Source organism: Myxococcus sp. AM011 (genome assembly GCF_013372595.1).
Lineage (GTDB): Bacteria > Myxococcota > Myxococcia > Myxococcales > Myxococcaceae > Myxococcus > Myxococcus eversor.
In genome coordinates, this window is the sequence record NZ_JABXEM010000207.1 from 1 (window position 1) to 21,673 (window position 21,673).

Sequence of the window (21,673 nt, forward strand, 5' to 3'; positions counted from 1 at the left end):
GCCCCCCGCCAGTCCGACACCCGCCCCCAAGGAGGTGTCGACGAAGCGCGGCTCCTCCGAGCCACGCACCCGGATTCGCAACCGCAAGGCCGTCGTCGCCGGCATCAACAACTACCGGCCTCAAATCAATCAGCTCTCCAGCTGTATCAACGACGCCAACCTGATGGTGAGCCTCCTGGGCACCCAGTATGGGTTTTCGCCCAAGGACATCCAGGTCCGGCTGGACGCGGACGCCACGCTCGGCAACGTGAAGGAGTCGCTGGCCTGGCTGATGGACGGCGCCACGGAGGACGACGCGCTGGTCTTCTTCTTCTCCGGGCACGGCTACCGGGTGCAGATAGACGAGGTCTGGCGGGAGAGCCTGGTGCTCTACGACGACTTCTTCTTCGACCAGGACTTCTCCAAGCTGACCCAGCAGCTCCCCGAGGGCGTGATGACCACCGTCCTGGACGCGTGCCACTCCGGCGGCATGGAGAAGGACCTGTTCATCGCGTCGGACTTCGCCCGGAAGCTGCAGCAGCTCGGCGCCACCCGCCGCATCGAGCTGGCCAAGGTGAAGGCATACATCGACCCGCGCGACTTCGGCGCCACCACGGGGGAGAAGGCGTTCCAACCCAACGCGAAGGCGCACCAGCGCTCGTGGCTCCATCGCAGCTCCGATGAGCGCTCCGGGGAGATTCCCTTCCGGGGCTTCGGCAGGCCCGTGCAGCTCATCACCGGAGTGCCCGTCACCAAGGCCTATGACGCGCAGGTGGCGGCCGAGCCGCCCCAGGCCAACTGCACGCTCCTGACGGCCTGCACCGCCGAGCAGACCGCCGCCGCGGGCACTCAACTCACCAAGAACCTGTCGGTGTTCACCTTCGCCCTGGGCCAGGTGCTCGGCGCGACGCCGAACGTCTCCTATTCGGACTGCCTCCAGCAGTCCGCGGCGCGCATCTCCAGCCTGGGCTTCCAGCAGACGCCCGAGCTGCTGGTGACGCCCGATACCCGTTGGGTGAGCACCCGCTCCGTCTTCCTCAACACCGATTTCGGCGCAGCGCCGAAAACCGTGGTCCCGGTCAGCCTGCCGTTCGGGCTGGGCTCGCCCACGGCTCCCGCAGCAAATCAATCGAATGAAGGAGTCCAAACGATGACGTCGTACTCACAGATGCCGAACCTGGCGGGCCTGTCGCAGCTCGTAGGCACGCCCACCGGCCTTCCCACGGCCGCCGCCGACAAGGGCTGGTCGGACGTGCTCCAGCACCTGGTCACCACCGCGCCCTCGCTCATCGGGCCCCTGGTGAACACCATCAGCGGCGCCGTCTCCGCCGCCAGCAAGGGCTACCAGCCCGCCGTCATGCCCGCCGCGGACAAGGGCTGGTCGGATGTCTTCTCGTCCCTGGCCTCCTCCGCGCCCGCGCTCCTGGGGCCGCTGGTGAGCACCATCAGCGGCGCCGTCTCCGCCGCCAGCAAGGACTACCAGCCGGGTGCTCCCATCGCCGCCGCCGACAAGGGCTGGTCGGACGTGCTCCAGCATCTGGTCACCACCGCGCCCTCCCTCATCGGGCCCCTGGTGAACACCATCAGCGGCGCCGTCTCCGCCGCCAACAAGGGCTACCAGCCCGCCGCGGACAAGGGCTGGTCGGACGTGTTCTCGTCCCTGGCCTCCTCCGCGCCCGCGCTCCTGGGGCCGCTGGTGAGCACCATCGGCGGCGCCGTCTCCGCCGCCAACAAGGGCTACCAGCCCGCCGTCATGGCCGCGCCCGACAAGGGCTGGTCTGACGTGCTCCAGCACCTGGTCACCACCGCGCCCTCCCTCATCGGGCCCCTGGTCACCACCGTCACCGGCGCCATCGCCGCCGCGCGCCAGTGAGCCAGGGCTTCGTCTGAAGCCGGGCCGGCTCCCATCTTCACGAATGGGGGCCGGCCCGACGAACCTCAGTCCCCCGTCCGCTTGCGCCGCCCCGACAGCCAGCGGTGGAAGCTGGCCTCGTCGCGAATCACCCCCGCCCGGACCAGCGGCTGGATGAGCCGCTTGCGGGAGCGCTCCACGATTTTGCGCACGTTCGCCGGCGTCAACTGGAGCGCCACCGCGATGTCCGCGTAGCCCTGATGGTCAACGAAGGCCAGGCGCGCGCAGGCCCGCATCTGCGGCGGCAGGGACTCCAGCAGCTTCAGCAACAACGTCTGCAGCCGCTGCTCCTCCTCTTCCGCTTCAGGCGTTGCAGCCTCCAGCTCCACGCCTTCCCCCAGCACCTCGTCGAGCGGAGTCCACCGCAACGCCAGACGCCGCCGCTCCCGCTGGAGGTCAATGCAGACATTGATGGCCACCCGACGCAAGAGCGCCCAGGGCCAGTCCGTCTGGGAGGCCCTGGACCATTGAAGCCACACACGCACCGCCGTGCGACTCAACGCATCCCGCGCCGCATCCGAATCCCCCAGCGTCCGCTCACAGACCCGCAGCAGCGCGCCCTGGTGCCGTCGCCAGAGCGCCTCGAAGGACTCGGACGCGCTCGACTCCTCTCCCTCGGTATGCACTCAGGCCTTCCCGAGCGTCAGGTCCACCAGGTCCGTGAAGGGCGAGGGGGACTGGCCCACCGCCTCCACGAGGGCATCCACCTTCTTCAGCTCCCGCTCGAGTGCCTTGTAGTGATTGCGATTCTTCAACAGCCGCTTGCGGCCCAGCAGCAGGAAGGCCTCCTCCCGTCCCACCTGCCGCACGGCGGTGCCGAGCACGAAGCCGCGAAAGGCATCCGCCAGGTCCAGGTCCCACGGCACGGCGGCGCGCTGGGCCTCCATCACGAAGCACGCGGACGCCACGCGCAGCGCCTCGATGAGCGAGCGCGACGTGGGCGACTCCTCGTAGCCCAGCGCCTGCATCACATGCGTGTCCCGCAGCAGGAGCGCGTCGTCCTCCTGAGACATCACCGCCAGGGAGTAGGCACGGCGGATGATGTTGTCGAGCTGCCTCAGGTTGCCCGGCCAGCTCCGGCCGAGCAGCTGCGCCTGCGCATCCGGGGACAGGAGCGCCCGGCCTTCCCGCCCCCGCTCCTGGTGTCGCCGGTCCAGCATGTACTGCGCCCAGGGAATGATTTCGTCCCGACGCGCGTCCAGCGGTGGAATCTGGATGGGGAGGACGTTGACCCGGTAGTAGAGGTCCTCCCGGAAGCGCCCCGCCATCACCGCCTCGTGGAGGTCCACGTTCGTCCCCACGATGAAGCGCACGTCCGCGCGGTGCAGCGTGCCCTCTCCCAGCACCCGGTACGTCCGCTCCTCCAGCACATGCAGCAGCCCCGCCTGCGCGCGCAGGGAGAGCTTGTCGATTTCGTCGATGAACAACGTGCCGCCCTTGGCGAGCGCCAGGCAGCCCGGGCTGTTCTGCACCGCCCCCGTGAAGGCGCCCTTCCTCCAGCCGAAGAGCGCTCCCATCTGGAGCTCCTCCGGCACCGTCATCAAATCCAACACCTCGAAGGCGCCCTGCATCCGCCCCGAGTGCTCATGACTCCACCGCGCCAGCCTCGACTTTCCCGAGCCGGTGGGGCCGCTGATGAGGATGGTGTCCTCTTGTTGCGTGAAGACTCGCAGGACCTGAATCAGTCCGGACATGGATTCACCAATGACCGGAAGAAACGCGTCGGTTCGACTCGTCGGCATTCGTCCGCTCCAAACTCAAACAAGGGTGGGGGAAGCGGGGCGCACCGGCCTGCAAAACCTCATCCAGTCAAGAAACTGAACAACCCACTTCATTCACACGCGCGTCTGGGATGAAACCGCGTGGGCCGGCGTCCCCGTGACAAGCAAATGCTTGCAGCACGCAAGCATCGGGGCGGCCTTCACGAGCCCGCCCCAGCGCATCCTGGCGTCAAGACTCGCGCACGAAAGTCCATGCGCCCTGGCGCGCGCCATGCACAACGAAACGGCGGCCCTGTCGAGCGTGTCTTTCGCGTACTGGCGTCTTCATCCAGGGCCGCTCACCACTCGCAGCGAGGGCAGACCATGGCGGACTTCCGCACGGCGTACTCCAAGCTCATCCAGGATGTCTGGGCGAACCCAGGCAAGAAGGACCAGATTCAGCAGGACCCCGATTTGTTGAAGGTGTACGGCTTCGACACGATTCCCAAGTCAGTGGCCTTCACCGACGCGTACAGCGGTGCGACGGCCACGGGCTATGACGAGCAGCTCAAGAGCTGGGACCGCAACAAGGACGGAGACATCACCCTGTTCATTCCGCCGCAGCCCACCGTGACTCCCGGCGGCACGGCGGGCGCCGCGGCCAAGGACGTCTCCGTCTGCTGCTGCTGCTGTCCGTGCTGCACCTGCACCTGAAGTGCCTTGCGCATCCCGGGGCTCGGCGGCGGCGCGCGCCACCGGGCTTCCGGTCCCCTGTCGCTCCAGCGGTGCCCACGCTTCATGTCCCGGGAGTCACGAATGCTGTCGAGACCTGTCTGGAAGAGCCATTGCCGCGTGGAGCGCGTCGACGAGTCGACGGTGCTGCTGCTGCACGAGAAGGACTACCTGCTTTTGAGAGGCCGTGCCTTTCCCCTGCTGGTGCCCCTGCTGGATGGAAGACACTCGCTGCCGGAGGTCTTCGCGGCGCTCTCCTCGCGGCTGTCGCTGGTGGAGGTCTCCCACGCGCTGGAGGTCGCCGCGGAGCAGGGCTGCATCCTCGAGGGCGGCACCGACTCGCCGGAAGAGGCGCCCTTCTGGCACGCGCTCGGCGTGGACATGGCCACCGTGGCCGAGTGCCTCCAGACGCCCGTGTCCGTCGTGTGCCTGGGCGGTGCGTGGGAGGAGCGCCAGTTGGAAGCGCTGCGCGCGCAGGGACTCCTCACCGAGGGCGAGGCGGGCTTCCAGCTGGTGCTCTGCGACGACTACCTGCACCCGGCGCTCGACGCGCTCAACCGCCAGGCGCTCGCGGCGCGGCGGCCCTGGATGCTGGCGAGGCCCGTGGGCGGCACGCTCTGGCTGGGTCCCGTCTTCCGCCCCACCGTGACGGCGTGCTGGGCCTGTCTGGCGCAGCGGCTTCGCTCCAACCGGCAGCTCGAGTCCTTCCTGGAGCGGGAGCAGGGCCGTGTACAACCCCTGGTGCTGCCCACCGCGAGCCTGTCGGCGAGCACGGGCGCGGCCTTCCAGCTCGCGGCGCTGGAGGTGGCCAAGGCGCTGGTGCTCGGCCCCGAGCATCCGCTCGGAGAGCAGCTCGTCACGCTGGACCTGACGACGCTGGAGCTGGAGCGTCACCCGCTCGTGCGCAGGCCCCAGTGTCCGGTGTGCTCCGGCGAGGAGCCCGCGTCGCGAGCGCCCCAGCCCGTCATCCCCCGGTCGTGTCCGAAGCGGTTCGACGGCGACGGAGGCCACCGCACCCAGTCCCCCGAGGAGACCCTGGCGCGCCTGCGAAAACACGTCAGCCCCATCACCGGCGTGGTGAGAAATCTTGAAGCCCTGGGAGCGGACGGCGGCGCGGGGTTGGTCCACAGCTACGCGGCGGGCCACAACTTCGCGCTGATGCAGCAGGACCTGCGCTTCGTCCTGCTGAACCTCCGGGGCCGCAGCGGAGGCAAGGGCACGACGGACACCCAGGCGAAGGTGAGCGCGCTGTGCGAAGCCATCGAGCGCTACTCCGGCGTCTATCGGGGCGAGGAGTGGAGCCTGGTGACGAGCCTCCACGAGCTGCGGGACGACGCCATCCACCCCAACGCGCTGATGAACTTCAGCCCCGCGCAGTACGCCGGGCGCGCGGAGTGGAATGCCGCGCACCCCTCCGGCTTCCACCATGTCCCGGAGGCCTTCGACCCGGACCGGCGCATCCACTGGACGAGCGCGTGGTCCCTCACGAACGAGTGCTTCCGCCACGTGCCGAGCGCGTACTGCTCCTTCGGGCATCCGGACCTGGGCAAGGGGTTCTTCTGCACCAGCGACTCCAACGGCTGCGCGGCGGGCAACACGCTGGAGGAGGCCATCCTCCAGGGCTTCCTGGAGCTGGTGGAGCGCGACTCGGTGGCGCTCTGGTGGTACTCGAGGATTCAGCGGCCCGCCGTGGACCTGGACAGCGTGGACCTGCCGTACGTGCACGCGCTGCGGGAGCACTACCGGCGACTCCAGCGGGAGCTGTGGGTGCTGGACGTCACCGCGGACCTGGGCATCCCCACGCTCGCGGCGGTGTCACGGCGCCACGACGCGCCTGTGGAGGACATCATCGTGGGCTTCGGCGCGCACCTGGACGCGCGCGTCGCGTTGCTGCGAGCGCTCACGGAGGTGAATCAGTTCCTCCCCGCCGTGCAGCAGCGGGACGCGGAGGGCCGGACGCTCTACTGGTTCCCGGAGCGGGAGGCCGTGAACTGGTGGCTGACGGCGACGGTGGAGAACCAGCCCTACCTGCGCCCGGACCCGAGCGTCGCCGCGCGGCCCCTCGGCGCGTGCGCTGATTTGTCCTCGGGAGACCTGAAGGTGGACGTGGAGCGCTGTGTCGCGCACGCGCGGCAGGCCGGCATGGAGACGCTGGTGGTGGACCAGACGCAGTCCGACGTGGGGCTGCCCGTGGTCAAGGTGATGGTCCCCGGCCTGCGCCACTTCTGGAAGCGCTTCGGGCCTGGCCGACTCTACGACGTGCCCGCGCGACTGGGCTGGACTCCACAGCCGCTTCGGGAAGAGCAGCTCAACCCCACGGGCATCTTCTTCTGAGGGATGGACGCGATGCGACTCCATGAATCCTTCGGGCTCACGCCCGGCATCAAGGTCCACGCGCTGGAGGATGGACGGCGCGTCGTCGCAAGTCCTCGCTTCGGCCTGGAGTTCGGAGGGCTGTCCCCCGGCGCCCTCGCCTGTCTCCAGCGCCTGGAGACAGGCTGCACTGAGCAGTCGATGTTCGACGCCGCGGAGCCGCATGACGGGCCCGCCGCGCGCGTCCTGGTGGAGCACCTGCTCCAATCCCTCGCGCGGAACGACTTCCTGTGCCGCACCCTGCTGATGGACGAAGCGCCGCTGGCGACGCTGCTGCCGAGCACGCCCCCCGGCCACTCGGAGCCTCGGCGGCCCGAGGCGAAGTATGTCCTCTCACGGCTCGCGTGCGTGCGTCGCGAGGACCACCAGCTCGTGGTGGAAGCGCCCGTTTCCCACGCGCGGGTGCTGCTGCATGACGCCCGCGCGGCGGCGCTCCTCCTGGCGCTGTCCTGTCCGCGCTCCTTGCCCGAGCTGACGGAGCGCGCCGCCACGCTGCCCCTGAAGGCCGTGGACCTCCTCCTGGGGATGCTCCTGGACGCGAAGGCGGTGCACGTCCCCGGGGAGGAGGACGCCCGGCTCTCGCTCTGGGAGCCGGAGGACCTGTCGTTCCACGCACACAGCCGGCTGGGGCGGCTGCCGAGTCCCTACGGCGCCACCTATCGCTTCGAGCAGTGGATGGAGCCCCTGCCCCTGCTGAAGCCTCGGATGAGCGAGGTGGTGGTGCCGCTTCCCCGGCCCGACCTGGAGCGGCTCGCGCGGGAGGACTCGACCTTCACCGAGGTGCTGGAGCGCCGCCGCTCCCTGCGCACGTATGGCGAGCCCGCCATCAGCCTGGAGCAACTCGGCGAGCTGCTGTACCGCGCGGCGCGCACGCGGCGGGTCCTCTCCTCGGACCATGGCGAGCTGGGGGAGCGACCCTACCCTGGCGGCGGCGCGCTGTATGAGCTGGAGCTGTACCTCGTCGTGGACCGCTGCACCGGGCTGAAGTCCGGCCTGTACCAGTACCGCTCCGGGCAACACGAGCTGTGCGAGCTGACGCCACGCACGCCCCAGGTGGAGCAGTTGCTGGAGGGGGCGTGGCACACGCTCGCGAGGGAGGGTCGGCCGCAGGTGCTCCTCGTCATCACGGCCCGCTTCCCGCGCGTCTTCTGGAAGTACCAGGCCATGGGCTACGCGCTCATCCTCAAGAACGTCGGCGTGCTGTTCCAGACGCTCTATCTGGTGGCGACCGCCATGGACCTGGCGCCGTGCGCGCTGGGTGGCGGCGACTCCGAGCTGTTCGCGCGCGCCAGTGGAATCCCGTCACGGGTCGAGGGCGCGGTGGGTGAGTTCGCGCTCGGCACTCGAGCGAAGGAGGACGTCGGATGAAGGTCCTTTTGCTCTATCCCAATGCGCGCAGGGAGCTCATCGGCTGGGGAGACCTGGGCGCCATCGCGGAGCCGCTCGCGCTCGAATACCTGGCCGCCGGGGCGCGCCAGGACGGCCACGAGGTGCGGTTGTTGGACCTGCGCCTGCATCCGCATGACCTGATGCTGACCTTGTGGAGCTTCGAGCCCGACGTGGTGGGCGTCACGGGCTACTCCATGCATGTGCTCCGGATGCTGGAGCTGTGCCGGCAGAGCAAGGGGTTGTTGCCCAACGTCCGCACGGTGGTGGGTGGACACCATGCCACGCTGATGCCGGAGGACTTCTTCGAGCCCCAGGTGGACTGCGTCGTGAGCGGCGAGGGCGTCCGCCCCTTCCGGCGCATCCTCCAGGCGCTGGAGGCGGGCGAGGGCCTCGGGGGAATCCCAGGCGCCTGGGCACGTGACGCGGGAGACACGTTCCGCTTCGGAGGAGCGCCGCCGCAGTTGGACATCGACGCGCTGCCCTTTCCGGACAGGAGCCTGGTGCCGGAGGACCGGGGGAGCTACTTCATCGACTGGATGAAGCCCATCGCGCTCCTGCGCACCACGGTGGGCTGCCCCTTCCGGTGCAACTTCTGCTCGCTGTGGAAGATCATGGATGGCCGCTACTACAAGCGCGACGTCGAGCACGTCGTCGCGGAGCTGGCGACCATTCCCGAGCGGTACGTCTTCCTCGTGGATGACGAGCCCTTCGTCAACCCACGCCGCATGTGGGCCCTGGCCGAGCAGGTTGAAGCCGCGCGGATGGAGAAGGAGTTCTTCGCGTACTGCCGCATTGATTCGTTCCTGAGGGATTTGGACTTGATGCGCCGGTGGCGGGACATCGGCCTGCGGCGGGTGTTCTTCGGGCTGGAGGCGGTGCTCGACCACGAGCTGAAGGACTACAACAAGCGGCAGGCGCGCGAGCAGATTGTCCAGGGACTCCAGGCGGCCCGGGAGCTGGGCATCCACGTCTTCGCCAGCTTCATCGTCAAGCCGGAGTACACGCCCCGGGAGTTCGACCAGCTCGCGGCCTTCATCCGGGAGCACGGCGTCGACTACCCGTCCTTCACCCTGCTCACGCCGCTGCCGGGCACGCCCGCGTGCGAGTCCTTCGAAAACATCCTGGAGCGGCAGCCGAATGGCCGGCCCCAGTGGGAGCACTTCGACCTGCAGCACGCGGTGACGCGGACGCGGATGCCTCGGGAGGAGTTCATGCGGGAGTACCGCAAGCTCCAGGGCGTGTTCTCCGCGTCGTACCGCGCGGCACGCCATCCCCTCTTCCAGGACTCAGAGCCTGGGCCCCGGGTGATGCCATGAGCCTTTCGGACCTCACCCTGCCCCCGCCTCCGCTGGTGGAGGATGCCCCGGACCTGGGAGTGCTGCGCGCACAGCCGCTGCGCTTCCTCCTCGACAGCGCCAGCAAGCACGGGAGCCTCTTCCGCTACACGGCGGGCGGATGGTCCACCGTGGTGGTGAATCATCCCCTCCATGCGCAGCACGTCTTGCAGAGCCACGCGCGCAACTACGTCAAGCAGGGCACGCCCGACTTGATGATGCTTCTGCCCATGCTGGGCCAGGGCTTGATGACCACCGAGGGCGAGGCCTGGGCCGAGCAGCGACGGGTGGCCCGCCCCGCCTTCGAGCACAGTCGCATCGAGCCCTGGGTCCAGGTGATGGCGGAGTGCACCGAGGACATGTTGCGCCGCTGGGAGGACCCGGCACGCACGGGAATTCCCTTCGATGTGGAGCGCGAACTGGGACACCTCACGCTTCGCATCGTCACCCGCTGTCTCTTTGGTTGTGATTGGGAGGACGCCACCACGGACTTCGCCGGGGCGGTGCAGCGGCTCAACAACTTCATGTCCCGCTTCGACGCCGGGGACACGGTGGGCCTTCGACAGTTCCGCGAGGCGAGCCAGCTCATCGACACGCTGGTCCAGCGCATCCTCTCGCGGCGCCGCGAGGCAGGAGGCGGCTCGGACCTGTTGGCATTGCTCCTGGACGCTCATCCCCGACAGCTCGAAGGGCCCGCGGGTGAGCGGGTCCTGCGCGAGCAGATCTTCACCTTCCTGATGGCGGGCCACGAGACGACGGCCAAGGCGCTCACCTGGAGCCTTCACCTGCTCGGCCTGCATCCGGAGGCGCGGCTTCGCGTGCGCGAGGAGGCCCAGGCGCTGCTCGGCGCGAGGCCCGTGCTGGCGGAGCAGGTGCGGTCGCTCGACTTCGGCGGTCGGGTGCTCCAGGAGGCGATGCGCCTGTATCCTCCGGTGTGGTTGATGTCGCGCATCTGCCGGGAGGACGACTGCGTGGGCGGCTATCACCTCCCCGCCGGCACCCTGGTCATCGTCAGTCCCTACCTGCTCCATCGCCATCCGGACTACTGGAGCGAGCCGGAGACCTTCGACCCGGAGCGCTTCCGCGACAGCCGCGCCTCGGCTCGTCATCCGTATGCGTATCTCCCCTTCAGCGGAGGGCCGCGCGCCTGCATCGGCCGCAACTTCGCGATGATGGAGGCCCGGCTCGTCCTGGCCATGGTCGTCCAGCGCTTCCAGCTCCAGCACGTGGAAGGCCACCACGTCGAGCCGGAGGCGCTGGTGACGCTGCGTCCCTCGGGTGGGCTTCCGATGCGGGCTCGCCACTGGGGCGCGGAATGAGCGGCTCGTACCGTCCGGAGGAGAATCCGGGAGGGCTCGACGAGGAGCTGGCGAGGTTGAAGTCACAGGTGGAGCTGAGCTGGCCGGAGGAGAAGCGGCTCCTGCGCTCGCTGGGGCTGACGGAGGGCATGACGGTGGTGGAGCTGGGAGGCGGGCCCGGGTTCGTCACGGAAAAGCTGCTGGAGCTGGTGCCCTCCGGCGCGGTGCATGTCGTCGAGCTGGACCCGGGAATGTGTCTGCTCGCGGAGGCGCGACTGGGAGCACGCGCGCGAGTACACCAAGGCTCCGTCCTGGACACGGGGCTCCCCGACGCGCGCTTCGACCTGGCGCTGGCGCGCTTCGTGTTTCAACACCTGGAGGAGCCCCTGCTCGCCGCGCGCGAGGCGCTCAGGCTGCTGCGCCCTGGGGGACGGCTGGTGGTCAGCGAGCTGGACGCCGGACTGTGGGGCGTGGCGGAGCCGTCACTGCCGGAGCTGGCGCCCATCCACCGCAAGGCGGAGCGGCTTCAGCTCCAGCGCGGGGGCAATCGCTTCATCGGACGCCACCTGGTGCGGCTGCTCACCGCCGCCGGGTTCACCGAGGTCCGCCTGGACGTCATCGCGTACCACAGCGACGCCCTGGGGCTGGAGGCGTTCCGACGGCAGCTGGACCCGGAGCGGCTGCGTCCCGCGATGGAAGCCGGGCTCATCTCGCCGGAGGAATTGGAGCAGGTCCGCGCGGGATATCGCCGCTTCTACGACACCCCCTCCGCCTCCATCCTCATGCTGGGCTTCGTGGCCCACGGCCTCCACTCTTTTGTCGACTTACAAGATTAACCACTTTTACAGTTATGCAACGCTGTAACCGATGCAAGATGCCTCCTTCACCATCCCGAGGAGGAACATCTTGCGACGGCTTCAATCCCTCACCCGTCTGTTGGTGGCGAGCGTGCTCGTGAGCTGCGGTGCACCGGAGGGCGACGAGCGCGCCCTTCAGCCCGCGTGGCAGCGCGCCGGAATCGACGAGCTCATCAACGTCACCCTGAACAAGCCCGCCACGGCCAGCTCCACCCAGGGGAGCTTTCTTCCCGAGTACGCGGTGGATGGGAACATCACCGGCGATGACTCTCGTTGGTGCCCGGGCATCTACAACCAGACACGCCTGCTCGACATCGACCTGCAAGGGACGTTCGACCTGGTCCGGATGGAGCTCTACACCGGCTTCCGCGACACCCGGCCCATCCAGAGCTACGAGCTGTTCTACGACGACGGGACGGGCTGGAAGCCGCTGCCTGGGGCCAGCCAGACGGGCAACACGAGCATCGCGGTGTCCACCACCTTCCCCCAGCCGGTGACGGCGACGAAGGTGCGCCTGTCGTGCAGGGACCCGCTGGCGGACAACTGCCGGGTGAAGGAGCTGTGGGTCTTCGGCACGCCCCACTCGACGCAGGTGAACATCCCGCCCGTGGCCAGCGCGGGGCCGGACCGGTCGCTGACGCTGCCTGCCACCAGCGTGACGCTGGCTGGCGGAGCCACGGACGCGGACGGCACGGTGACGTCCCTGAACTGGACGCAGGTGAGCGGTCCCTCGGCGACGTTGAGCGGCACCACCACCGCCAACCTGAGCGTGGCCGGGCTGTCCGCCGGCGTCTTCGTCTTCCGGCTCACCGCCACGGATGACGATGGGGCCACGGCCTCCGACGAGGTGAGCGTGACGGTGACAGCGGCGCCGGACGTGCTCACCAACGTGGCGCTCAACAAGCCCGCCTCCGCGGGCACCGTCAACGGGAGCTTCGCCGCGTCGAACGCGGTGGACGACAACCTCACCACCCGCTGGGAGTCCGGCTACCACTTCCAGACGCACAACTACCTCGACGTGGACCTCCAGGGTGCCTTCGAGGTGCGCAGCGCGGAGCTGCACCTGTCCACCTCGGCGACCGCCTCCTACGCGATGCCCGCCTTCGAGCTGCAGGCCTGGGATGGCGGCTGCTGGAAGACCATTCCCGGCACCGTGGTGGAGGGCAACCCGCTCAGCACCACGCTGAAGACAGTCACCTTCACCGCGCCCGTCGTCACCACGCAGGTCCGGGTGGTGTGCAAGGACAAGCCCTATTGCCGGCTGCGCGAGCTGAGGCTCATGGGCAAGCCGGCCGCCGCGCCCACCGGTGCCACCACGTGCGCCGCCGGGCAGCAGACGGTGGTCCGCAACGTCCGCTACGACTACGCCCTCTTCCTGCCCGAGCAGTACAACAACGACCGCACCACCCGCTGGCCCCTCATCATCGCGATGCACGGCCTGGGAGGCGCCACCCTCACCGTCGACCGCACCGCGGTGCTGAGCAATCCGGAGGGCCTGGCCAAGCAGTTCTCCTCCGCCAGCTTCCGCGCCGCGATGAAGGCCATCGTCATCTCGCCCACCCAGCGCCTCCCGTTCACCAACGAGGGCACCGGCTGGTTCGCCGCGCCCGCGGTGCTCGCGCTGCTCGAGGACGCCAAGAAGGACTACCGCGTGGACACGGACCGCATCTACATCACTGGCCTGAGCGGCGGCGGCAACATGAGCCTGGAGCTGGGCATGTACAACACGAACCGGGTGGCGGCCATCGTCCCCATCGCGTTCACCTCCACGCCCCAGAACGACGCGAACGTCTGCAACTTGAAGCCGCTGCCCATCTGGGCCTTCCACGGCGGTCAGGACACGCCGGGCCGCGCGACGAACCTCAAGACGCACCTCGACACGAAGTGCGGCCCGGGTGAGAGCAAGATGCGCGTCACCATCTATCCCAACGGAGGCCACAACGGGGCGACGTGGGACACCGCCTACGCCACCCTGGAGCTCTACGACTGGCTGTTGCAGCAGCGTATCAGCGACCGGCTGTAATCGCCTGTCGGTCCCACCTCCGGGCGTGGTGTGCTAGGCACCAGCACGAGCACCCCGTCGCCCGGGGTGGGGAGCGCGAATGCGAGCAGTCCGTTGGCTGGCACTGGTGGCGTGCATCCTGGGAGTGACGTGGGCCGAGCCCGCCCTGGCTGGCCGCCGCCCCTTCATCTGGACGTTCGACACCGACATCGTGCCCAAGGGCGACGTCGAGCTGGAGCAGTGGCTGTGGGCGCGCAGTCGCGCTCCCGCGTTCCCCAGTCGCCCTTCCGTCTACTGGATATGGTGGGGGCCCGTCATCGGCTTGAGCCAGCACCTGGAGCTCGCCATTCCCTTCCAGGTGCTCGCCACCCGGGACATCACGGAGCTGGACTCCTTCGAGGCCGACTTCCGCTACCGCCTCTTCCCCCGAGGCGATGACCGCCCCTTCCAGCCGCTCATCCGCGCCGTCTGGCACCAGTCCATCCGCGACTCGAGTCCCTCGCGCGTGGACGCGGACCTGGTCGGCTCGTACCAATGGGACAGCGGGCTGCGCGTGGCGCTGGACCTGGGCACGCAGGTGGGCATCCCCGGGCTGCGCGCGAGCGACGCGCCGGTCCAAATCCTGGGGACGTACTCCGTGGGCGTCTCCTATCCCGTCATCGAGGACGAGCTGCGGCTGTCCCTGGAGTCCTTCGGTGAGTTCGGCCTGAAGGACGTGGACGCGGACCCGCACGTCTTCGTCGGGCCGAGCGTGGCGTGGACGTTCGGGCGCATGTGGATTACTGCGGGCACCTTCGTCGGGTTGACGGGCATCGCCGACGAAACCCCGCGTTTCATGCCGAGGCTCATATGGGCGGTGGCACTGTGAAGCTCCTTCTCCTGGCGCTGCTGTTGGCCGCGCCGCTCGCGAGCGCCGAGCCGGGGAGCGTGCGGGGCGAGGTGCGAATCTTCGTCACCGGTCCGGACGGCAAGCAGACGCCCAAGGCGGACCGCTCCGGCGTGGTCGTCTATCTCACCGGCTACACAGAGGAGGCTCCCACCGAGGTGGCGAAGATGAGCCAGCGGGACAAGACTTTCTTCCCCTCGGTGCTGCCCATCGTCGCGGGCCAGAAGGTGGAGTTCGCCAACCGGGACGTGGTGCTGCACAACGTCTTCTCGCGCTCGGTGGCGCGCCGGTTCGACGCGGGGAAGAACCGGCCGGGCGAGACGTACGTGGAGACGTTCAAGAAGACGGGCATCATCGACGTGTACTGCGACATCCACGAGCAGATGGTGGCCACGGTGGTGGTGGTGCCCAACCGGGCCTTCGCGGTGACGGACAAGGACGGGCGCTTCGAGCTGCGCGGCGTGCCGCCCGGACGCCATCCCCTCTTCGCCATGCACCGGAGGGACGAGAAGAGCGACATCGCCCGAGTGGAGGTCGTCGTGGAGTCGGGAGGCACCGCCACCGCCACGCTCGAGCTGACCGAGACGCGCGCGGACGACACCCACCTGGACAAGCACGGCAAGAAGTACGGCCCCCGGCCGGATTACTCGGGCAAGAGCCCCTAGGCTCGCGGGAAACACCCATGCACGGCTATCATCTTCCGCGGTGACGCTGACCCGGAAGCTCGTTCTCGCCTTCATGGCGCTCGCAGGTGCGTCGCTCGTCGCGGCGCTCGTGGTCACCACGATCGCGGTGAGGGTCGCCGCGAAGCAGAAGATCGCCAACGACCTGCAGCGCACGCTGGATGACTTCCAGCGGCTCGCTCACGCCAGGCAGATACTCATTCGCGACGTGGCCGAGGCGCGAACGATGGACCGCTCCTTCAAGGAGATGTCCCTGTCGGTCAACTCCCAGGACGCCCAGGCAGGGCTCGGGGAAGAGACGTCGGAGACCGACGGCATCGCCTATGCGCGCGCCATCATCAATTCCGCCGACACGGACGCATTCGGGGGCGAGCTGCCGTGGGCCTTCTTCAACGCGAGCGGGCGGCTGGTCTACACGCGCGCGGACGTGGAGCAGCTGGGGGACAAGCCGCTGGAGCTGCCCCTGGTGGACACCGCCCTGAAGACAGGGCCCACGTCGGCGCTGTGGTCTCCCGCGCAGTTGCGCGCCCTGCCCTTCACGTTCATCTCTCCGAAGCAAATTCGCGAGGGAGACCTGCTGTTCGTCCATGCCCAGCCCGCCTATGGGTCGTCGCGCAAGGACGAGGAGCCGGTGGGCGTGGTGCTGTCCGGCCAATGGGTGACGGACGTTCTGCTGGTGCTGGAGGACTCGATGGCATCGGGTCCACGGAAAGCAGACACCCAGCCCCGCTTCGCCGTACGTGCTGAGGATGGAGCCATGGCCTCTCAGCTCCCGCTGGAGAGGCGACTGGACGGTCCGGACCTGGAGGCCGGGCAGGTGCGCGACGTCTACCTGGGCGACAAGCTCTACCTGGTTCGCGAGGGGACGCTGTTCGGCGTGGACGTGGACAAGTCCCCGCTGGGGCAGGTGTTCGTCCTGAGGGACTTCGACGAGGAAATCAATCCCATCCTCGAGCCCATCTGGCTCTGGCTGGTGCGCGCGGCCGTGGGCATCGCGCTGTTCGCGCTCGCGGCGGCGGTCTTCCTCGCGCGCGGGCTGGCCGCGCCGCTGGTGGAGCTGGAGGCGGCGGCGGGGCGCGTGCGATTGGGAGACCTCACCGTCGAGGTGCCCGTGCGAGGCACCGACGAGGTGGGCCGGGTGGCTCAGTCCTTCAACGAGATGGTCAGCGGCTTGAGACAGCGGGACCAGATCAAGGGCCTCTTCAAGCGATACCTCGCGCCGCAGGTGGTGGACGAGCTGCTCAAGAACCCGGAGAAGGCTGCGCCGGGTGGAGAGCGGAAGCTGCTCACGGTCCTCTTCAGTGACCTGGTGGGCTTCACCTCGATGAGCGAGCAGCTCAGCCCGGAAGAGCTGGTCGCGCTGCTCAACACCTACTTCGAGCAGGCGACAGGCGTGCTGACGCTGCATGGGGCCACGCTCGACAAGTTCATCGGCGACGCCATCATGTGCTTCTGGAACGCGCCGCTTCCGCTGGAGGACCATGCGGCGCGCGCGTGCCTCACCGCGCTGGACCTGCTCGCGGTGGTGGACCGCCTGTCACCGGTGTTCGAGGCGCGCGGGCTGCCGCGACTCGACTGCCGCATCGGCATCAACACGGGCCACGCGGTGGCGGGCAACCTGGGCTCCAGCGCGGCCCAGGACTACACCGTCATCGGCGACACGGTGAACCTCGCCTCACGGCTGGAGGGCGCCGCCAAGGTCTACGGCACCCGGACGCTCGTCGCCGAGGACACACTGCTCGCCGCGCGCGGCGTGGTGCTGGCGCGTGAGCTGGACCTGCTGCGCGTCAAGGGCAAGCAGCAGCCCGTCCGCGTATTCGAACTCGTGGGCACCGCGGACACGGTGCCCGCGCCACACCTCGCCCGCTTCGCCGAGGGACTCGCGCTGTACCGCTCCCAGCGCTTCACGGAAGCTCGCGCGGCGTTCCTCGCCTCGCCCGAGGACCCGCCCTCGCAACGCTTCGCCGCGCGGTGCGACACCCTGCTCGTAACGCCTCCGCCCAAGGACTGGGACGGCGTCTTCACGCTCGACAGCAAGTAGGCGCTGCAGCGTGTGACAGGCGAGGGAGGACTCCGCCATCAGCGAGGCGGGGTGCTCCACGCGACGCTCAGGCGGAGGCCTCCTCCATCGACCGCGTCAGCTCCGCCAGCGTCGCCGAGACGCCCTTGAAGCGCAGCTCCCTGCGGAAGTGGACGCAATCCCTCACGAAGCCGGGATGCTCCGCCAATCCCCACTCCCGGAACATCGCCAGGCCCAGCGGCGCCTTCAGGTCCGTGGCATGCGCGCGCCGCACCTCGGCCTCCGTCAGGTGGGGCTCCACGGGGAGGAACACATGGCCGCGCTCGTCGACTCCTCGCAGGTACTCACAGAACGCCGCGAGCAGGAACGCGAGGCGCCGTGAGTCCCGACCCTGTCGCAACACCTCGCGCGCCGTGGGCTCGACGAAGTTGGGCAGCTTGGACGCGCTGTCACTGGCGATGCGCAGGAGCTGGTCGCTGATGGCCGGGTTGCTGAAGCGCTCCAGCACCGTGTCGCCGTAGTCCCGCACGGACAGGCCCGGGGGTGCCTGGAGCAATGGCTCCGCGTCCTCTCGGAGGAAGGCTTGCAGCAGGGACACCAACGCGGGGTCCTCCATGGCCTGGGCGACGAAGCGGTAGCCCATCAGGAGGCCCGGAAAGGCGAGCAGGCTGTGCGAGGCATTCAACAGCCGCAGCTTGACCTGCTCGTAAGGCCCGACGTCGTCGGTGAACTGGACGCCCACGCGCTCCAGCGGTGGCCGCCCCGCGCAGAACCTGTCCTCGACGACCCACTGGATGAAGGCCTCGGAGTACACCGGCAGCGCATCATCCAGTCCGCTGGCCTCGTTGAGCCGGGCCGCCTCGTGCTCCGTCACGCCTGGGGTGATGCGGTCCACCATCCCGTTGGGAAAGGTGACGTGCTCCTCCATCCAGTTCGCGAGCGACGGCACCCGCGCCCGAGCGAATGACAGGAAGGCACTCCGCGCCACGTCGCCATTCTGGCGGAGGTTGTCGCAGCTCAGCACCGTGAAGGGGCCGAGGCCCCGCTCGCGCCGACGCCGCAGCGCCTCGGCGACCAGTCCGAAGGCCGTCGTTGGCACCTGACTGTCCAGGTCCCTGGCGACGGCGGGCGTCTCCAGCAGGAAGTGGCCTGCCTCGTCCATGTTGTAGCCGCCCTCGGTGAGCGTCAGCGTGACGATGCGGAGGTCCGGAGCCGCCAGTTGCTCCAGCACCCGCTCCGCGTCCCGGGGGGCATGGAGGTAGTCCACGAGCGAGCCCACCACTCGCACCGTGGGACGCCCCCGCGCGGGGAACTCCGTCAGGCTGTAGAGGCCCTGCTGCGCGTGGAGCGCATCCGCCGTGTGATGCTCCCTCGCGCCATCCAGGACGCCGATGCCGACGATGCCCCAGCGCTCCTGGCCCGCGAGGGCAAGGCAGCGGTCCAGGTAGAGCGCCTGATGCGCGCGATGGAACTGGCCCACGCCGATGTGGGCGATGCCCGGCGTCACCCGGGTGCGGTCATACGCGGGACGCGCCACGCCAGGAGGCAGGGACACCAGGGTGCTGTTGCTCAGACGAATCACGAGCCGACCTCCAGGATGAACCGTCGTCGCGCTTCCACGTCGGTCCAGGGCCGCGCACCGTGAACCGCTTGGAGCACCCCGCCCACGGATGGACCGTGACCTCTGGTGGACATGCGTGGCCACGTTCACTCGGGGCGGCAACGGCAGCCCCTCGGAGCAGGGCTCGCGACCTCGGTCGCCCTGAAGCAAGGCCTGACGCGGGGACTCGCTCCGCCGACAGCCCGAATCGGTCAGCGCAAGCTCGCCCAAGGCGCGCGCCAACACCAACGAGCCCACGAGCCCCACCCAGGTGGCGATGGCCTGCCTGCGTCGCGGCCATCCAGGTGCGCCCCACCGACGCCTCGCGAGCCGTCGTCCTTCTTCACGCCCCCTGGTCGCATCCTCCTGCCGCTTCGACGCAGCAGGAGGCCGACCTTCTTCCCTAACGAAACAGGTCCTAATCCTGGCGCACGAAACGGATGCCGTACCAGTCGTTGCCGACGCGGGCGCGCGCGGAGAAGGCGCCTGTCTTCATCTGGTAGTCGTACGTGGCGTCACCGAACCCGATGTTCCAGTCGAAGGTCCAGCGGTTGGACTCTCCATAACACTGCGGCTTGCGGGCCTCGCCGATGGTCCACTTGAGGCGATTCTGTTCGGCGAGCTGCATCACGCGCTTGGCGTATTCCTTGTAGCGCTGGCTGAACGTCGAATCGATGGAGTCGATCATGTTCTTGACGATGCTCTCATAGAGGTTCTGGTACGTGCTGCCGATGAGCGAGTTGAAGATGCTGTTGAGCCACTGCCCTATCTGGGCCGTCGTCACCCGGTAGCCCAGGGCGCTCGCGTTGACCTTGAGGTTCATCGTCTTCACGACCCAGTTGCCAATCTTGTAGTCCGCCAGGCCGTCGAACTTCGGCTGCGCAAGGGTGTTGAACTGCTGCGGAGCCGGGAAGATGTAGTCCGTCCAGAGGTACATGTTGTCGATGGAAATCACCATCTCGTCGGCGTTCGAGGGGCCCCAGTAGGAGACGAACAGGAAGCGCTTCTTGCGCTGGAGCTTCGCCTTCACGCCAATGCGCTCGTAGATGATGCTGAGCGGCTGCCAGGTGTGCTGCGCCTTGAAGACGAAGCGCCGGTTGCTGGTGACACCCACGTTCTCCGAGCGCCGGAAGTTGGAGCCCACGGGGAAGGACGCATAGGGGAGGTTGGCGGGCGGAGTCGTGTTGCACGCAAGGGTGTCCTTGCAGAGGAACTCGCGCAGGCCGTTGTAGGCGGTGGGGCCCGTGCAACCCGCGGACAGCCAGGGGGCCCCCGGCTTCTGCGTCACGGGGACCTCCTGCACCGAGGCCGTGAACGGCCAGAACTTGCGGCAGTAGGCGAGCGGGTCGAGGTTCGCGCCCGAGGTGCAGTCGGTGTCGTGGGTCCAGGCCCCGGACGCCGTCGTGTGCAGGTTGACCTTGCCCCACCAGTACGCGATGCGGCCGTTCTCCCCGCCCTTGTTGCCCTTCTCCGTCAGGCCGTCGGAGCAGGACGTCTTCGACTCCTGGACCTCGCTCTTCTCAGCCAGGATGTCGGACCCGGACCACTCCCCCCCCTGGGCCTCGAGCTTCTGGGTGAGGGTTTGAGCGCCGCCGCCCTCCTCGTCATTGCCCAACAGCTTCATGTCGGGCACGCCGTAGTCCCGGCCCACCGCACGCGTGACGCCCGGCATGACCTGGTACCTGCCATCGCCCAGGGACGTCTCACCCGGCACCGAGGTGTAGTTCGGGTCGACGTTGATGGCGTACTTGTTCGCGTTGTACCAGCTCCGGTACGCCGCGAGCTGAGACAGCTCGACGGTGAAGACCCCCAGGTTCGTGATGTGGCGCAGCGTGTTGCCCACGACGACCTGCAGCTCGGGGTCGACGAGCTTGCGGATGGAATCGTCGTCGGTGAGGTAGAGCTTGAGGTCGTTCAGGTACTCGGCCTCGGTGACGTCGACGATGGCATCACCCGCGGGGTCGCTGAACGAAGCGACCTTGAGCGACGCGAACGCGCTGTTGAAGCCCCCCGGCAGCATCTGCGCCTGCGTCAGCGGCGCGGTGACGGTGTAGGCGAGGGTGCCGGTGCAGGCGACCGCCGCGTAGCACCCGAGGCGGACCTCGTACGTCCCGCTGGTGGCGGCGGTGAAGTCGATGCGGCTGCCCCGGCCACCACAGGCATCGTCGCTGCTGGCGACCACCGCGTTGCTGCCGTTGAGGACGCTCAGGTAGGTGTCACCCGTGAAGGCAGACCCCACGAGGCCACACGTCCCGAGGCTGAAGGCCTGCCCCTGCTCGAGCTGCAATGACAGGGTCGCGTGGTTCTGGGTCGCGCTGTTGGTGTTCGCGGTGTTGTAGGAGACGAAGCCGCTCGAGGTCGCCCCGGCGCCGATGGCGTCGTTGACGACATAGGCCGTCGTCCCGCTGCACGAGTTGCTGGAGTAACAGCCCATCCGGACCTGATACGTGCCCGTGGAGGGAGCGGTGAAGGTCGCGCGGCTGCCCGCGCTGCCGCAGGCGTCGTCGCTGTAGGCGACCTGGTTGTTGGCGCCATCATAGACGCGCAGGTAGGTGTCGCCCGAGGCCACCGAGCCCTCGACACCGCACGTGCCGACGTCGAAGTCCTGGCCCGCCAGCAGGTAGACGGTGAAGGTGACGTAGTTCTGGCTGGCGCTGTTGGTATTGGCGGCGCTGTAGGCGTGCGTGCCGGTGATGGAGCCGGTGGAGGGAGCCTCCGCGGCATCGAACGCGCGCAGGAACCGGGTGAAGTCCGTCTCGGAGTTGAACTGGAGCGTCCCCGTCGGGAAGTTGCTGTTGACGACGAGCGTGGGGGCCACCCAGGAGACGGCCGGGCCGCCGCCGCTGGCCAGCGCCTCCGACTTCGCCGCCGAGAGGGGCGCCGGCTTCTCCCCTTCCAGGGCCTCACC

The 21,673-nt window shown here is 68.7% G+C and carries 15 protein-coding genes; 11 read left to right on the forward strand and 4 right to left on the reverse strand.

Going from position 1 to position 21,673, the window contains the following annotated elements; all coding sequences use genetic code 11:
• Window positions 1-1,852 (forward strand): caspase family protein (locus HUW62_RS33670; protein ID WP_176436749.1); only part of this gene is annotated, 1,852 nt, incomplete at its 5' end.
• A 65-nt stretch (window positions 1,853-1,917) separates the two neighbouring features.
• Here HUW62_RS33670 and HUW62_RS33675 read toward each other — a convergent pair.
• Window positions 1,918-2,517, reverse strand: coding sequence for an RNA polymerase sigma factor (locus HUW62_RS33675; protein ID WP_163869160.1), 600 nt, complete (start codon window positions 2,515-2,517; stop codon window positions 1,918-1,920).
• Window positions 2,518-3,585, reverse strand: a complete 1,068-nt coding sequence (locus tag HUW62_RS33680) for a sigma-54 dependent transcriptional regulator (RefSeq protein WP_303626875.1) — start codon at window positions 3,583-3,585, stop codon at window positions 2,518-2,520.
• A gap of 390 nt (window positions 3,586-3,975) precedes the next feature.
• On the opposite strand from HUW62_RS33680, the gene HUW62_RS33685 reads away from it, so the two are divergent.
• The 10 genes from HUW62_RS33685 (at window position 3,976) to HUW62_RS33730 (ending at window position 17,186) form a co-directional block, all read left to right on the forward strand.
• Complete coding sequence (locus tag HUW62_RS33685; protein ID WP_163869162.1) at window positions 3,976-4,305, forward strand: hypothetical protein; 330 nt, start codon at window positions 3,976-3,978, stop codon at window positions 4,303-4,305.
• Window positions 4,306-4,407: 102 nt separating this feature from the next.
• Window positions 4,408-6,657 (forward strand): TOMM precursor leader peptide-binding protein, encoded by a 2,250-nt coding sequence (locus HUW62_RS33690; protein ID WP_176436751.1) that lies wholly within the window; start codon window positions 4,408-4,410, stop codon window positions 6,655-6,657.
• 12 nt (window positions 6,658-6,669) lie between these two features.
• Window positions 6,670-8,064 carry a SagB family peptide dehydrogenase gene (locus HUW62_RS33695; protein WP_163869164.1) on the forward strand — a complete coding sequence of 465 codons (1,395 nt, stop codon included), beginning with the start codon at window positions 6,670-6,672 and terminating at the stop codon, window positions 8,062-8,064.
• Window positions 8,061-9,401: a radical SAM protein gene (locus tag HUW62_RS33700; protein WP_176436752.1), complete on the forward strand. Its 1,341-nt coding sequence runs from the start codon at window positions 8,061-8,063 to the stop codon at window positions 9,399-9,401. Before HUW62_RS33695 ends, HUW62_RS33700 begins: the two co-directional genes overlap by 4 nt.
• Window positions 9,398-10,738, forward strand: a complete 1,341-nt coding sequence (locus HUW62_RS33705; RefSeq protein WP_176436753.1) for a cytochrome P450 — start codon at window positions 9,398-9,400, stop codon at window positions 10,736-10,738. The genes HUW62_RS33700 and HUW62_RS33705 overlap by 4 nt, the downstream gene beginning before the upstream one ends.
• A complete protein-coding gene (locus HUW62_RS33710) occupies window positions 10,735-11,553 on the forward strand; it encodes a class I SAM-dependent methyltransferase (protein WP_176436754.1) in 819 nt (272 codons plus the stop codon). Before HUW62_RS33705 ends, HUW62_RS33710 begins: the two co-directional genes overlap by 4 nt.
• A 70-nt stretch (window positions 11,554-11,623) precedes the next feature.
• On the forward strand, window positions 11,624-13,597 hold the full coding sequence (locus tag HUW62_RS33715) for a discoidin domain-containing protein (protein ID WP_176436755.1): 1,974 nt from the start codon (window positions 11,624-11,626) through the stop codon (window positions 13,595-13,597).
• A gap of 79 nt (window positions 13,598-13,676) precedes the next feature.
• Window positions 13,677-14,444 carry a hypothetical protein gene (locus tag HUW62_RS33720; protein ID WP_163869169.1) on the forward strand — a complete coding sequence of 256 codons (768 nt, stop codon included), beginning with the start codon at window positions 13,677-13,679 and terminating at the stop codon, window positions 14,442-14,444.
• Complete coding sequence (locus HUW62_RS33725) at window positions 14,441-15,127, forward strand: plastocyanin/azurin family copper-binding protein (protein ID WP_368670534.1); 687 nt, start codon at window positions 14,441-14,443, stop codon at window positions 15,125-15,127. The genes HUW62_RS33720 and HUW62_RS33725 overlap by 4 nt, the downstream gene beginning before the upstream one ends.
• A gap of 73 nt (window positions 15,128-15,200) precedes the next feature.
• Window positions 15,201-17,186 carry an adenylate/guanylate cyclase domain-containing protein gene (locus HUW62_RS33730; protein WP_217911701.1) on the forward strand — a complete coding sequence of 662 codons (1,986 nt, stop codon included), beginning with the start codon at window positions 15,201-15,203 and terminating at the stop codon, window positions 17,184-17,186.
• 67 nt (window positions 17,187-17,253) lie between these two features.
• On the opposite strand, the gene HUW62_RS33735 is transcribed toward HUW62_RS33730, so the two are convergent.
• The gene (locus HUW62_RS33735) at window positions 17,254-18,747 is read right to left on the reverse strand and encodes a mannitol dehydrogenase family protein (RefSeq protein WP_217911702.1); all 1,494 of its coding nucleotides are present in this window, start codon (window positions 18,745-18,747) and stop codon (window positions 17,254-17,256) included.
• A gap of 436 nt (window positions 18,748-19,183) precedes the next feature.
• The coding region (locus HUW62_RS33740; RefSeq protein ID WP_176436758.1) for a hypothetical protein at window positions 19,184-21,673 on the reverse strand (2,490 nt) is incomplete at its 5' end.